This window comes from Brenneria roseae subsp. americana (assembly GCF_003115815.1).
GTDB classification, from domain to species: domain Bacteria; phylum Pseudomonadota; class Gammaproteobacteria; order Enterobacterales; family Enterobacteriaceae; genus Brenneria; species Brenneria roseae.
In genome coordinates, this window is the sequence record NZ_QDKJ01000004.1 from 91643 (window position 1) to 105720 (window position 14078).

10 protein-coding genes and 3 pseudogenes are annotated in these 14078 nt (G+C 44.6%); 4 read left to right on the top strand and 9 right to left on the bottom strand.

The features are described 5' to 3' along the window. Positions 1 to 14: 14 nt before the first annotated feature. From B4923_RS06340 to B4923_RS20855, 3 genes are all read right to left on the bottom strand, one after another. Positions 15 to 2141: a hypothetical protein gene (locus tag B4923_RS06340; protein WP_109053517.1), complete on the bottom strand. Its 2127-nt coding sequence runs from the start codon at positions 2139 to 2141 to the stop codon at positions 15 to 17. After that, positions 2134 to 6117, bottom strand: coding sequence for a hypothetical protein (locus tag B4923_RS06345; RefSeq protein ID WP_109053518.1), 3984 nt, complete (start codon positions 6115 to 6117; stop codon positions 2134 to 2136). The genes B4923_RS06340 and B4923_RS06345 overlap by 8 nt, the downstream gene beginning before the upstream one ends. Before the next feature lie 165 nt (positions 6118 to 6282). Further along, on the bottom strand, positions 6283 to 6459 hold the full coding sequence (locus B4923_RS20855; protein ID WP_170116021.1) for a hypothetical protein: 177 nt from the start codon (positions 6457 to 6459) through the stop codon (positions 6283 to 6285). Positions 6460 to 6944: 485 nt separating this feature from the next. On the opposite strand from B4923_RS20855, the pseudogene B4923_RS06350 reads away from it, so the two are divergent. Together B4923_RS06350 and B4923_RS20860 are read left to right on the top strand one after the other, a co-directional pair. Next, positions 6945 to 7076: pseudogene (locus tag B4923_RS06350) on the top strand (Arm DNA-binding domain-containing protein); the annotation flags it as partial. A gap of 1 nt (position 7077) precedes the next feature. Next, the gene (locus B4923_RS20860) at positions 7078 to 7242 is read left to right on the top strand and encodes a hypothetical protein (protein ID WP_170116022.1); all 165 of its coding nucleotides are present in this window, start codon (positions 7078 to 7080) and stop codon (positions 7240 to 7242) included. Positions 7243 to 7291: 49 nt separating this feature from the next. Here B4923_RS20860 and B4923_RS06355 read toward each other — a convergent pair whose 3' ends face one another. The 4 genes and pseudogenes from B4923_RS06355 to B4923_RS21300 form a co-directional block, all read right to left on the bottom strand. Further along, on the bottom strand, positions 7292 to 7759 hold the full coding sequence (locus tag B4923_RS06355) for a DUF6392 family protein (protein ID WP_109053519.1): 468 nt from the start codon (positions 7757 to 7759) through the stop codon (positions 7292 to 7294). Further along, positions 7759 to 8205 carry a hypothetical protein gene (locus B4923_RS21295; protein WP_425428596.1) on the bottom strand — a complete coding sequence of 149 codons (447 nt, stop codon included), beginning with the start codon at positions 8203 to 8205 and terminating at the stop codon, positions 7759 to 7761. The genes B4923_RS06355 and B4923_RS21295 overlap by 1 nt, the downstream gene beginning before the upstream one ends. 21 nt (positions 8206 to 8226) lie before the next feature. Then, positions 8227 to 9207 (bottom strand): annotated as a pseudogene (locus tag B4923_RS06360) (S-type pyocin domain-containing protein); the annotation flags it as partial. Further along, a pseudogene (locus tag B4923_RS21300) lies at positions 9202 to 9566 on the bottom strand (type VI secretion system PAAR protein); the annotation flags it as partial. The pseudogenes B4923_RS21300 and B4923_RS06360, both read right to left, overlap by 6 nt. Here B4923_RS21300 and B4923_RS21070 point away from each other — a divergent pair. Both B4923_RS21070 and B4923_RS06365 read left to right on the top strand, forming a co-directional pair. After that, entirely contained in the window at positions 9447 to 9701 is a 255-nt protein-coding gene (locus B4923_RS21070; protein WP_245929507.1) for a hypothetical protein, read from the top strand. The pseudogene B4923_RS21300 and the gene B4923_RS21070 sit on opposite strands and share 120 nt — an antisense overlap. Positions 9702 to 10603: 902 nt before the next feature. Continuing rightward, complete coding sequence (locus B4923_RS06365; protein WP_109053520.1) at positions 10604 to 11506, top strand: sugar phosphate isomerase/epimerase family protein; 903 nt, start codon at positions 10604 to 10606, stop codon at positions 11504 to 11506. 126 nt (positions 11507 to 11632) lie between these two features. Here the strand turns inward: B4923_RS06365 and B4923_RS06370 are convergent, their stop codons facing one another. Together B4923_RS06370 and B4923_RS06375 are read right to left on the bottom strand one after the other, a co-directional pair. Further along, positions 11633 to 12571 (bottom strand): 2-hydroxyacid dehydrogenase, encoded by a 939-nt coding sequence (locus tag B4923_RS06370; protein WP_109053521.1) that lies wholly within the window; start codon positions 12569 to 12571, stop codon positions 11633 to 11635. Positions 12572 to 12632: 61 nt separating this feature from the next. After that, on the bottom strand, positions 12633 to 13955 hold the full coding sequence (locus B4923_RS06375; protein ID WP_109053522.1) for an MFS transporter: 1323 nt from the start codon (positions 13953 to 13955) through the stop codon (positions 12633 to 12635). Between the last annotated feature and the right edge of the window lie 123 nt (positions 13956 to 14078).

Genomic DNA, 14078 nt, shown 5'->3' on the forward strand with positions numbered 1-14078 from the left:
AGACGCTGATAAAATTAGTTGTGCAGCATCAAACGCGATATTTTTTCCAGAAGAGATGTCTGACTGACTTCGTTATAACGGGTGGTATCATAAGTTAAAGTTCGCAACAGTAATTCGGTTGCCTGTTGCGTCATCACATCGGCCTCTTTACCGTCAAATGTTGTCGCCACCAAATTATAAACTAGGGTTGCCCTGTCCATAATCTGGTTGGGCTGGTTGCTTTTAGTACAAAAAAGTAATGCTTCATTACCTCGTTTTTCAATAAAGAGTTGTTGATACTGGCTGACAGCATGACTTTTAGGTTTTGGCGTTAAGTAGTAAGGCAAACATGTTTTATCCGCTGCACCAAATTTATTAATTTTATCATGATTCTCTTCTGCTACCTGAAGAGAACAAAGCTCCGCAGAACCTAATAATCTCGGAATACGAACAGTATTGTATCGCTTAATCACAACCTGATTTATTGTATCAACAAGATAGAAATTATCATCACGCAATTTATCAATACAGTTGATATTCATCCCTGGAACATTATTACGGAAATCGATCTCATCGGTATACATTTTCGGCTCTGCGATGTTCATTACGCCATGACTGAATACGACGGGCGTAGCAACACCATAAAAATCATTCCCTCTTCTGTTTCCGGAAGAGGAACACCGAATTGAGACAAGAATATACTCACCATCGTTAATGCTAAAACCGGTAAGTTTCTTTCTCACCAGCACAGCTTCTTTTAGCCAGAGTTCGCTGCGGATCATTTCCAACTTAGCGACAGATACAGGATTAAGAACTTTTTTAACCACTTGGGTAACAGGATCTTTTTTATTCTGCTCTATGGCTTCAATATTACATCCCTGAAAGACTCGCTGATGATTTTTCTCAAAATCAAGGATAAAATCCACTTTTAGCCTTGAATAATAATCTAACAGATCTTTTTTACCCGCTTTTGCCTCATTCAGTGCCTGCCAGGTAGAGTTTAAAAAGGTATATTCACCAAGGGAAATGCTGGACCCATTTATTTTTTTAGACTGATTCAGCACCAGATAGTTAACATTTTTATCAAGATCAATAAGTTCCTGAGGTGAAATTATATCTACTGCACCTAATTCTTTTTTCAGATAGTGAATAAATCGTTGGTGCGCTTCTAGTTCTTCGCCATTATCAAGATTGTCTATAATAACTAACGGGCGCTGAAGTACTTTGACATTGGTCGTTAAAAAGTCTAACTGACTGTGGGTTGCACAAAAAACACGTGGTGAAAAAGTGATGTCAGCCTGAGACAGGATATCACCGAGCACGCTCTGAACCAGATTTTCTGCATGATTTTTGCAGCCAGAATAAGCTTTACTGGCAAAACGCATATAGGGCATTTTCCGGTATTTTCTACCATCTACTTTCTCAAGTAACTGCAATGATTTTTTACCCTTAATCAGAATCCGACCATAATCGCTGAGTACACCAAGCTCTTCCGCTTTAGCTCTGAAGCAGATCCCTTTCAGGGTAAAAGTGAGGTCACCATAATCCGGGCTGTAAAAGAGGTCACTTTGCAATGCATCGACGTAATAGTTTCCTCTCTTGTCTGGTTCTTCTTTTTGTACGACGGCACCCAGAAAAATTTCGCTATTATAAGCCCCATGACTCACATCAAAATACTTTCCGGCATTATCTAAAAAATGTAGTTTCAGACGCAGCCCGAGCACAGTTTGAGCAATTTTATATTGATCAAAGCCCTTTATTTTTAGTTCATTAACCCATTGATGATACGGACGGGCATCTGGTGAAAGAAATATCACTAGATAGTTGTTTGCTTTTTTTAAAGTTTGATACTGAAACTCCCTGTTATTCTTCACGCCTAGTTTTAAGGATAATAAATTTTGAATTTCTCTGTGCAATTCAATAAAAAAATCATCCCATTTCATGGAGTATTCTTTTACCTTGTTGATACAGATTGTATCAATTCCCCAACCATTTATCGAAGGTAATTGCAGAAGTTTTTCCAACATTACATCTGCAGTATCATGGATATCAAAGAGCTGTGTTCGTGCATTAGGTGCATAATCTGGAGGCTGAAGCTCCCATTCGGCAGCCATCACAACATCCGTTTCATTATGCTGTTGATTATCAGTTACATCAGTCATAATTCACTCCTAAAAGATTAAGTAAGTATTGATTTATTCTTAATTCTGATTTTATTTTTGCATCATAAGGATTTTTGCCATTATCTTTTTCATAAGAAGAAATATTTTTAAAAAGATTATAATAACAGATCCCCTTATGATTAGAATGTTCGGCACGAATGTTGAGGCTGTTTAAAGCATATCGGGTATTAAGATAAACAACGTCAACACCATCAAACTGTGTTTTTGCTGTAACGATTTTCTGCAACTCACTGACTTTCCCCAATGAGTTATTATGCATTTTTTTCGCTAATTGTCGGTTATTTCCTTGCATTCGCCAATTTTTTACATCGATTGCAACAATCCGGTTCTTGTTAATGCAATACACATCAAACAGCTCATAACAAGAGCTATCCAGATAGTGTGATAGTTCTTGTGGTCGGATCGGAGTAATATTCATTTCCTGGAGCACAAGGTGTAATTGCCATTCACCAATATTGCCAATCAAAAGTGGCATCAATGAAGGAATGGGGACGTATTGTTGTAAAGGCGTGGCATCTAATCCCAGAATCTTCGCAAAAATACGCTGTTCAGTTCCGGATGACTCTTCAGCCATGGCTTCATGATATTGGGGTAAACAATATTCCGGTTTGTATGGATTTGCTCCAGCTGAAATATCTGTTAATCCATAACCATCTAAGGTTTTAGCCAGTATCACATTTCCCCAATCGGCAGTACGCTCCAGATAAAAATGGCTTACACAGTCGCTAAGGTAAGCATTTTTCTTAATAATCGAGTTGCGTTTAAGACGCTTTATATATGACTGAGGTTCGGTAAAACTATCCCGGTGACGTAATGCTTCATTTAACTCTATTGCATCTCGATCACCTTGTCTTGCCAGTGGCAGAATTTTATTTTTCAGTTCAGTTTCAAAGTCGCTATACTTATCTATTGCTTTAGCGACTTTATTTTCAAATTCGCTACGCTGACTATCGGAAGAAAAGCTGGCTTTTAATAAATCCTCTTTTGAGCGTTTGAACCACAGGTGGTTATGCAGACTCAGGGAAGCAAGTAACGATTGTGCATTTGGGTGACGATCCAAATCCCGAAAAACACACAATGCATTATGATGAACACCAGAAGGTAAACGAATAATCCCATTCATTTGGGCATCACGCCGTTCTGTACGGCCAATAGTTTGCATTGCAATTTTATGAAGCTCGACGGTATGTTCAGTATCCAGCAATTGGGCAGCATCAGAATCAACTAGATCCGTATCGAAATTACCAACCTGACGAGGCACACTTCCATGAGCATAATGCTTAAGTAAGGTAATATAATTTTCCAGCGTATTTCGCGATGGAGTTGCATTAATCTGACTCCAGTAGCTACCGCAGACCATTGCTAATTCATCAAAGTCGATTTGCTCTGAATCTGCTCCTGCAGGTTCTGACGGTGCCGGATAAGTGACATAATAATTAAGCCCTGTCCCGGCCCCCTGGAAATGGGAAACCATGCATATTGCTAAATTTTGGTGATCAATTTGCAGATAGTCTCTTACCGGATCTTCCCGGTTGAGTTTTGAATCAAACATGACGACACGCAATCTATGCCGCTCAGCAAAAGGTGTGATTTCAAATACACGAGGTAAATCATTCCCCCGACGTGTTTCATTGTCAAGAATGGCAACCCCACGATAGGGATTCGCACTTAACTTATTGGCACGAAGAAAATTCCCGATAATCGCAAAAAAACGACTACTGATCCCGATACATAAAATGTGCCGACCAGTATAAGCCGCAAGTAACATACACTGTAACTGGCGATGAAACTCTCGTTTATGATAACGATTAAACTGAACTGCTGTAGAATATGGTTCGAGCATTTTGAGCCAGAAACGATATTCATTCCTGAACTCAGACTCCTCGTTTTGTGGTAAAAACTCCAGTACCTGATCATCAAATACCTCCAGCGCTACAGGACGATGAAGGTTTCTGTTGTCGCGGATCGTCGACAGGGGCCAAGCAGAATCAACATCCCGCTGCCTGATGCGAAAGTTCAAGTCGCGGGCGTATTTATCCAGAAACGGGCGGCTATACTGCCCATTATACGTTGCAGGAAATCCCGCTGTAGCAGACAGTAAAATAATAGTATTACGTGTATTATAAAGCACACGTAATAATGCTATTTCGGGTAACTCCTTAATTAACTCCATCCGAAATTTGAGTAATACCCATCCCCTCAGTTGTTCAGCCTCAATTCTTACCTGTTCACGTGGCGAAAGGGAAAACAATGTCTTGGGTTGAAAATAGGTAAAAAAGTCATCTATCAACTGTTCTTTCTGAGGCTCACTGGAAGATAAATGATCTATATCTCCTTTAATACTTTGGGCTTTACGAATGAAAACAGATAATGGGTTATTCTGATTTGCCATCTCCTGCTGTGCCAGCAAATCGCAGACATGTTTGGGTGTTTCCAACCGGGCAGAGGCTAATAATAGAGCAGTCAGTGTCTGATACAGTTCATATAAGGTAAATTCATCTGGAACTTTTTTGTCATCCTCAGAAACATAGACTTCAGTGTATGAATGACGCCCGTGACTACGTAAATGAATACGACGAAGATCTGACTCACGGTAAAATCGCTGAATCTGATAACTGAAAATATTACCAATTAACGCGATAACCTGCTCAGCATTACGGCTATCGACGACGATATCAAGCAAACTATTTCTAAAGAGTCTGGTCAGCTTCTTAAGATCGAAATCTGGTCGTAAATCACATTGTAATAAGGCTTTGTTGATCTCATCGACATAATTTTTCAGAGGGGTATATCCTGGCGCTCTTTCATCTGAAGAACATTCATCCACATATTCCAGTACACGATGTAAAATTGCCAGTAACGAAGGAAGCTGCTGATCGTCGTTCATTAATGTCTGGCAAACATTCTGCTGGAAGATACGGTAGGCTTCGTGCTCTTCGTCCAAAACTAATGTAAAACGAATATCACGTTGTGCAAAAGGCGAGTCTTCGTCGGTTATCCAATATTGCTCTTTTAAGCTCTCAATTCGCTGTGGATTAGTCTGGTTAGCAATCTCGCCTAATGGATTTACTTTGAGGCTTTTTTTCTGGCCCAGAACGTGGTCCAGTTGTTGTGAACTCCGGTGATAGCCGCCTTCTTTATCGCGTTTCAGTAACAGCACACTGCCATCGAACTTTTTCGTCGTGGCCAGCAGGATACATCGGCGATGCAGTGCAATCTGAAACGGGAAAAGATGTTTAACCATTTCCGTCGCCAGTACATATCGAGGGTTAGTCGCTTCCCCATCGAGTAAAGCCGCCAGATCCTGATTCAGGGCATTAAGCATCGCCACAGTCGCTTCCTGTAAACGACCGGCTAAATGAAAACTATTGAGACGTAACTCATCCTCCAGACGTTTTTGTTCAAACGTTGCCCCCACTTTAATCTCTGTTTCCAGACGTACTTCCAAACTATTACGCGCATCAACTTCAGCTTTCAGACGTTGAAAAATAAGCTGAATTTCACCCGACATCAATTCGTTGGCTTGTTTGATCCAGCGACGATAACGTTCCCGGTTTGTAGGTGTTTTCCCTTCAGGAGATTTGACCCATGACGTAAAACCAAGATCTGCGATATCCCCTTGCGAAAGATAAGGTAACAATTCAATCTTCTTATCTCGGGCGCGAGCGATAAGTTGTTCCGGGATGTCAATTTGTGATTTCAACGGTGTGATAAACACCAGATTGCGATGACTATTGCCAGGGTTGATTGCTGGATTTACGCTTTCGATGTATTGAGCGAAAACATTATAGCTTTTACCGCTCGCCGTACCATCCTGGGATTGAATCAGTAGTGGTGCATATGCTTCAGTAAAGGCGTAAAACGTACCAGCCTGTTTTCTTGCTGCGGTAATAGCTTCTCTGACACTTCGTGGCAATGGAAGATGTCGGATGTTGTGATTTTGTTCGGATTGCATATCTTCAATTCCTTCTGGCACAACTGCATTTTGAAAATCGGGTATGGGCGTTTTAACGCAACAGACACAGCGTTAGCAGGCTGTGTAAAATACACTCAACATACTACGCTCAATCGCTACTGTGATGGCGACTAAGTGTGTATTTTACCTGACATTATGCAAACATCAGAAACTTAATCCCATAATTTTATATGGATAAAAATCCATGTCTGCAGCCGCCATTTGGGATACGTTTTTGTTGTAACCGATGAGTTCGAAAAAGCTGTAATCGTGTAACATGGCAACGGAAGCCTGAATGTATTCTCTGGCTTCCGCTGTAATGTCAGAAAGGGGAAATGCCAAAATCTATGCCTGCAACAAGGCAGTCACTAAATCCTGAGTCAGTAAGGTTGACTGAAGCATCAGTAACGCTTTGCCCCTAGGAGTGAATTGACCATGTAACAGAGCGGCCTCTCTCACAGCTACACCTTGGTATGTGGGCAGATGCAGCATAGATGACATGCGGGTTAATTGTACTTGACTTGTACGCCGGAAGGGAAAGTCAGTAATAAAAGGTGGTCATTCTGGTGGTCTTGACAAGAGGGAAATTCAGGTTTAGCTTAAATATTAGCCAGTTATTGGTGAAGGCGATCCCAGTCAGAGGAGCCATTTTAGAGAAAGCAGACGTTCACTGACGTCTGCTTTTTTGCTTTTGATCAATTGGTTACCCCCTTCTTCAGGTTCGCCCTCGTTCACTCAAAAACACTCGAAGCCATACCCGTTTGCTGGTAAAAATACTGGTAAAGCTGGTTCGATTTTGTTTTTACCAGCAATCGGAGGGAGCCGTCATGTCACTTACTGATATTAAAGTAAAAAATACAACCCCCCTTGAGAAGGAATACAAGCTAACTGATGGCTTTGGTATGTTCCTTCGTGTTACCCCTAAAGGTTCGAAATACTGGCAAATAGCCTACCGTTATCATGTTCGATAACACGCCGCTGGAACTGGAGGAGATCATCGATCAATGCCGGGCATTAATTTACGCGGTTGTTGAACTGGATAAGCCCAAGGCAAAAGAGATTCTGAGCTTCGTGCTATGGGAAAGACTTGATCTGTTATTTCGTTCTTTTCATGTTCAGGGATAAAAGGTGGTAGGGTAAATCATGAAGGCCAGTCATGACCTTCATTAAATGATCACCATCTGACCATTGAAGTAGGAAAATATGTGATTGCCTCAACTTTTTCATTAAGATCATAATCTATCTGCATGCTCACCGGAATGCTATAGTTTTTTAAATGATAAAGATCTGTATAACCAATATCTTCTTTTAACATTTTTCTTGGAGAAAGATACTTATCAGGAGATCTGATATTCTGGTGTATCCAACTACGTATCATATTTTTACGCAAGGGAACTGGAAGCTCATTTGGGAAAAACCAACTCTTTCTTTTTTCATACTGAATTCTCAATGTTATTTCATTCAGGACTTTGTCAATTCGATTAAAAGAGAGATAAACCCCCTCCTTTACCATATCCAAACTGATATCAGGATCACCAGAAAAGCCTGTCGGTTTTGTTTTATAGGGGATCAGACCTGCATCAAATATTTCCTGATAGGTTTTCCCCAAACTATCGATTAATGCGTCTACATTTACAGACATTAGTATAACCCCTGTTCTTCATTGAGTTTATGCATTTTTTCTCTTGCCAACTCCAACTGATCTTCTGTCACACCATACTCTTTCAGAGTAGGTTTTATAGCATCAAAGTTGCGATCTACAGCACCGCGTAAATCATAAGAGTCTTGTTCAATATTTTGCGATCTATTGCGCTTACCATAGGTTTCACTGATTTTCTGGTGTATTTCAGCAGGAATGATAATCGCCGCGACATCTCTAGCCATTTGCTCTAATTTATCTTTTCGCGTATTAGGGTACAAACGTCGCAGATAAGCTTTGACCGCTGCAGCCGATGGCATATGGTCTGCATGGTATTTCCCCTGCCGTGAACGCCCCTTAAAATTACTGTATAAATCAACATCAAGCAAGTTAACCGGCGGTTTACTCAAATAAACATAAATCGGCGGAAACGCATTCTCCGGGAACACCAGAATATAATCACGGAAATCCTTTTCTTCCGGGATAGGTGTCGCGAGGATACTGACATCCTCGATCTCTGGAATTTCAAATCCCGGTATCGCTGAAGAGATAACAGGCTGTTCACCGTGTGCCGTATCCGTTGGCTACTCCATGCCCGGATTATCCGGCGTCCATAAAAGCGTTGGCCCTGTTGCGCCCTCTTCCCAGAACTCGTAGCGGTTATTGGGAAAATCATAGTTAAGTAATCTGACACGCACCCGATCACGGCCGCTTTCCATGCTGGTGTGATAACCCACCGCCTTCAGCCTGCCGGTTTCCTCATCCTCCAACCACTGATAACGAACACGACTCGGTACCGTTCCCTGTTGTTGTGCAACCTTCAGCAATTTTTCCGGTGTCAATAAATCTTCTTTTTCACCTTTCAGGTGGTGCTGAATCAACGCTCCCATCAGCACAAAACTTTGCACCATCTGCAACTGGCCTTGCCAGATAGACGGACCAGATAACCGTTTCATCTGATGTGTCAGCACCTTTGCCGCATCCTGATTGACTTGCGCTACCGCACCACCGGCAGCAGCGGTCGCACCTGCTTGTGCTGCCGTTCCTGCCATAACGACCTGTGGGGGTGGAGGCAACATCGCCGCATCCGCTTTACCCACTAACAGGCCGAATATCGTCTGATACCACGGCTCCTGCGGTGGCAGGGCCGGTTTGTTAACCGTATTGGCTGATGACTTGGGTGATGGCTCGTTTTTTCCGGTAAACGATTGAGGTGAAACTGAGGTATCGGTTTTGGTCTGCACCGGAGACGTATTTTTCTGTTTTGCCGACTGCGCATACTGCTTCACTTCACCCGGCTTTTCTGATGGTGGAGCAGCATGACCAACAGGCTCAGCGACATACACGCTCATTTCACCAATATTGGTCTGCGGCTCTTCTTCTGTCCCCGCGTCCGTACAGCCCGCGCGACGTAAACAGGATTTTGCAAACACAGGCTCCATTGCCAGCATCGGTGTCAGCGCCAGCAAAGGAGAACGGTTCGACGCCGCCTGTTTAGCACATTCCTGAACCGGAGATTTATAGGGCGTATCACCAATAATGACGTTGCCACTGCCGGAAATAATGACACCTCCGCAACTGATACCATCACCAATACGGGCAGCGGGTTTACCATTAATGAGAACCGTCGATGAGCCTTCGGCTATCTTTCGGGGATGCACACCATGCGGGGCATTGGGCAGGGACAACCATGAAGCAGAACCGTATCACCCTGACGGGCAGCAGGCTGACCATTGATGATAACGTCAGGACTGCCCTCAACGATCGGCGTTTCAGGGAAGCAGTCATGACCACTTCCGATATCATTCAGACGGGCGGCACCCGGCATCGTCATTCTCCTTTGACTATAGATATATCCGTTTCGGCTGACCCCATTTTGTGTGGTCTTTACGCCTGTCGCAATGCCAAAGCTCAATGTTTGTTATATACAGAGCTTCTTCCTTAAATTTTTACTTATACTCATATATTATTATTTCCTTGTCATTACCCTCTCGCTCAAATTCCTTGTTCTTTATTTTTCTGTCACGCCAAAAGAGATCCTGTCTTTTGTTTTGTAGGAAAGGCTCGATACTCTGTGTCGAAACTATCAAAAAGCAGAAGTGAGTTAATATCTGAATAGATATTTTATAATAAGCTGAAACACAAAAGGGCCGTTAAACCTGAGGGATCCCCACAAATTTGGGGAAGAATATCTGTAAGTGCAGTTAGGGTTTCGTGCGCGGTAGCTAACGCAGATTTCTGCAAGCGTTGCAGCACGCGCCCGGCATAGGGCAGCTTGATCGCCGTCGCCCCATGACTCCGGGCTTTTCGCGGGAAATCGCGTCGCTACGCGAAGGAAACGCCATAAAAAACAAGATATTGTGATTTATCAAAGCTACGTAACTGAGTGGTTCCAACAAACGGTTATAGTTGAACCTGTATACTCATTCCTGCGTATCTATATGTGGCCGGAAAGCCTTTGTGCCGCTGTAATAACACCGACTGCGTGTTGCCTCATCAATCAATGTTGACCACCTAATTCAAAATAACAAAACTGCAAACCCAATCATTTGAACAATGATATAACTATTGAATAACCTTCAAAATTAATTCTTTATTCCTCGCGATCATCCATGCTGAGCGTCAAAACCACCAAAATAATTTTTTTTCAATGAGTTGAAATCAAAACTTTCCGATGTAGTAAAGTGCGATCAAGGTCAAAATTCTGGATTCTCTGGTGTTCATTGCTTGTTCATATGTTCAATAGAAATTAAAATGTTCATATCAACCTGAAGTTTTTTTCACACGCACCACAGCCACGCATCAGACGTACTCTTTCCCATCTCATGAGGAGGCAGCGATATTATTATGACCAGCACATTGTATCCTTCCGCGCACATTGCAGAGATTTTCTTTCCACTCGCCAATGATGAAAAAGCAATTTTGCATGTCATCCGCGAAATCGCCGGCATCGGTTATTACCGGGGTTTTGAAACCGGTATTATTCATCAGCCGGAAATCGCCAGAAACATCCGCACGGTGGCGGAACAGAACCACTTAAACGTGACTCAGTGGCTGACGTTCGAATTACTCAAAGACAATCTGAACCTCAGCAGTCTGGACCCTGAGCTGCGCGAAAAATCCATTCGCCGTGCCTGTGAGCTGGTACAGCTGGCAGCAGAATGCGGCACGAGCAAACTTTCGCTGGTAAGCGGCGGCGATCCTGGCGATGCGCGCCGCGACGAGGCGAAAAAGGGCTTTGGTGAGGCGCTGGTACGCATTGGCGAAGTCGTCGGTCAGTATGACAATATGCTGTTGCAGGTGGAGCCGCTCGATCGCTTTGCGCACAAATGCCAGTTGATTGGCCCTACCGATGAAACCGTGGAGTGGATGAAGGCGCTACGGCCGGACTGCCCGAAACTGTATCTCGCCTGGGACAGCGCCCACGTCGCGCTGAATCAGGAAGATCTCGCTGAATCACTGGCGCTGGCGGCGCCGCTAATTTCACAGCTGCATCTCGCCAACGCGATCCTTGACCCGCAGGCGCAAGGCTATGGCGATTATCATATGAAGTTCGGCGAACCAGGATTCCTCACTACCGCTACGGCGGCGCATATCATTAGAACCGCGATGAACCTTGAACTGCCGAAGGAACTCGGCCCGATTTCTCTCGCCGTCGAAATGCGCACCACTGACCAGGACGACCTGTGGGATAACGAACGGCAGTGTCGTGAGTTTCTGCAAGGCGCCTGGCGCGAAGCGCTGCGTTGATACCTCAGTGCATACAGTAAGGGGCCCCGCAAGGGCCCCTTTTAATTGCTGACGTCGCGCCAATTAAAACCTGATGCACTTACGCGCGAAAGCCCGGTAAGCGTTGCGCTACCGGGCGATTTTCTCTTACCGTGGCTGCGGCACCGGCGTCAGCAACGCCTGACCGGAATAAAACGCCGCAATATTATCCATCACCAGTTTCGCCATCGCCGTACGCGTTGCGTGAGTTGCGCTACCAACATGCGGCGTGACCACCACATCATCACGATTAAGCAACGCTTGCGGAATGTGGGGTTCGTTGGCGAACACATCCAGACCCGCTCCGCCAATCGTTCCCTGGGTGATGGCCTCAACCAGCGCGTCTTCATCCACCACGCTGCCTCGGGCGATATTAATTAAAATGCCGTTCGGTCCAAGCGCCGCGAGTACGTCGCGATTGATTAGCTTCATGCTATCTTTACCCGCGCTCGCACACACCATCAGCACATCGCTATTTTTCGCCAGCTCAACCAAATCGGGATAATACGTCACCTCGCTGCTTTCAACGGGATACCGATCAAAACAGGCAATGCGCATGGCAAAACCTTGTGCCCTTTTGGCGACCGCACGGCCAATGCGGCCAAAACCAACAATTCCTAACCGCCCTCCGCTTACTTTAGTCGACAGTGGGTAAGATCCAGATTGCCAGCCGCCGCGCTCAATAAATTTTTGCGCGCCGTTAATTCTCCTTGATACGTTTAACATCAAAACCATACCCAAATCAGCAACATCATCGGTCAAAATATCCGGTGTGTTAGTGACCTGAATATTCCGTTCAAATGCGGCGTGGATATCCACGCCGTCGTAACCGACACCAAATACGGCTATTAATTTTAATTGCGGCAATTGATTAATCAATGTGGCTTCAACTTTCGACTCCCCACTGGCTAATATCACCTGAATTTCCCCGGCGATAGCATGTAATTCTTCTGCTGACAATTTACTGTATTCATACAACGTGTGGTCGAGCGCTAACGCTTCCGCCAACACCTGCGGTACTTTCTCCACTCGTAATATAACTGACATATCAGTATCCTGTATTTAATAGTTATTCGTCCGCATCAGAAACCCAATGCTTCTTGACGCCTTATTTCTGGAACGATAATTGGCCGTTTTTAATCGGCAATTTATTGAAGTTAATGCACAGTGTCCCAAGGGTATAGCACCCGGCACAGATGGCGAAATAGACCAATACACTTTCATAGCTGCCAGTAGCCTGTAGAATAACGCCAACCAGGATGGGCACCAGAATCCCGGCGCAGCTGTTAGCCATATTCATCAGCCCACCAACCAGACCTACGCGATCTTTCGGCGCCAGGATGGCCGGGAAGCTCCAGTACAGGCTGCCGAACATCATAAAGAATGCCGCGACAGAGAGCAGACCAACGGCAAGATCGGGGTTAGTGACTGTCGACAAAGCATACAGCACGCCCAGTCCGACGATACCTGAGACGGAAAGCAGGCTTTTCAGCGACACGTTATGGCTGACGCCTTTTTTCACCAGGAAGTCAACGAAGAAACCGCTAAACAAGCAGCCCAGCGTACCCATGATAAAGATCAGGAACGTGGAGTTACCGATAGAAGCCAGTTGCAGACCTTGCGCCTGCGCCAGATAGCTCGGCCCCCAGGTCAGCAATCCCCAGTACACCATGCCCCACGATGCGCGGCCAATCATGATGGCAACCATGGTAAACCAGCTAATCCCCAGCCCTTTCGTCGGCGTGGAATCATCCACTCCCGTGGCGCTGTTGACGTTGCCTGCGGCAATGTACTCCACCTCTTTTTGATCCACTTTGGGATGCTCGGAGGGGCGGTCGCGCAGGACTTTCCATGCGACAAAGCCCAGCAGCATGGTAAAGATCCCGACCAGTACGAAGGTGATGCGCCAGGAGTCCAGCAGCACAATCAGGTGTGCAACAATGATGCCGCCAACCGCCACGCCCAGTGGGCTACCGGAGTCCATGATAACCGCACCGCGGCCCCTTTCTGACTGCGTCAGCCAGGTGGAGCTCAGTTTTGCGCCGCTGGGAGAAACCGGTGCTTCCATTGCGCCTAAACCGATACGGGAAAGAATCAGGCTAATCCCGCCGGTCGCCAGACCGATAATAGCCTGGAAGAACCCCCAGCCAAACAGCGCGCCGGTGATCACTTTACGTGGGCCGTAGCGATCCAGTAACCAACCTCCCGGAACCTGTAGCAGGGCGTAAGACCAAAAGAAGCTACTGAGAATCAAACCTTGAGTGGTAGGTGAAAGATCAAATTCCTCTTTTATATAGGGCATCCCGATAGATAATGTAATACGATCCATCAGGTTGACGGCTAATAAGAAGAACATTGTTGCAAAGATAATCCAGCGGTAATTCGTTGGCTTCTTTGTATTTGGTGATGGAATAAATGTAGAGTCAGACATAATTAACCTTCAGTTTTAAAAATCGTTAAAAAAAATAAAACGCAATTAATTAATGAAGCTTAAGTACTCTATGAACATTAGTTACAGGTTTTAATTTATTTGAACAAAAGAACATTCATTGAA

Coding starts and splice junctions, on each gene's coding strand:
- B4923_RS06365 (WP_109053520.1), top strand. CDS start 10,604: ATGACCAGCACATTGTATCCTTCCGCGCACATTGCAGAGATTTTCTTT.
- B4923_RS06340 (WP_109053517.1), bottom strand. CDS start 2,141: ATGACTGATGTAACTGATAATCAACAGCATAATGAAACGGATGTTGTG.
- B4923_RS20860 (WP_170116022.1), top strand. CDS start 7,078: ATGTTCGATAACACGCCGCTGGAACTGGAGGAGATCATCGATCAATGC.
- B4923_RS06375 (WP_109053522.1), bottom strand. CDS start 13,955: ATGTCTGACTCTACATTTATTCCATCACCAAATACAAAGAAGCCAACG.
- B4923_RS06355 (WP_109053519.1), bottom strand. CDS start 7,759: ATGTCTGTAAATGTAGACGCATTAATCGATAGTTTGGGGAAAACCTAT.
- B4923_RS06345 (WP_109053518.1), bottom strand. CDS start 6,117: ATGCAATCCGAACAAAATCACAACATCCGACATCTTCCATTGCCACGA.
- B4923_RS21070 (WP_245929507.1), top strand. CDS start 9,447: ATGAAGCAGAACCGTATCACCCTGACGGGCAGCAGGCTGACCATTGAT.
- B4923_RS06370 (WP_109053521.1), bottom strand. CDS start 12,571: ATGTCAGTTATATTACGAGTGGAGAAAGTACCGCAGGTGTTGGCGGAA.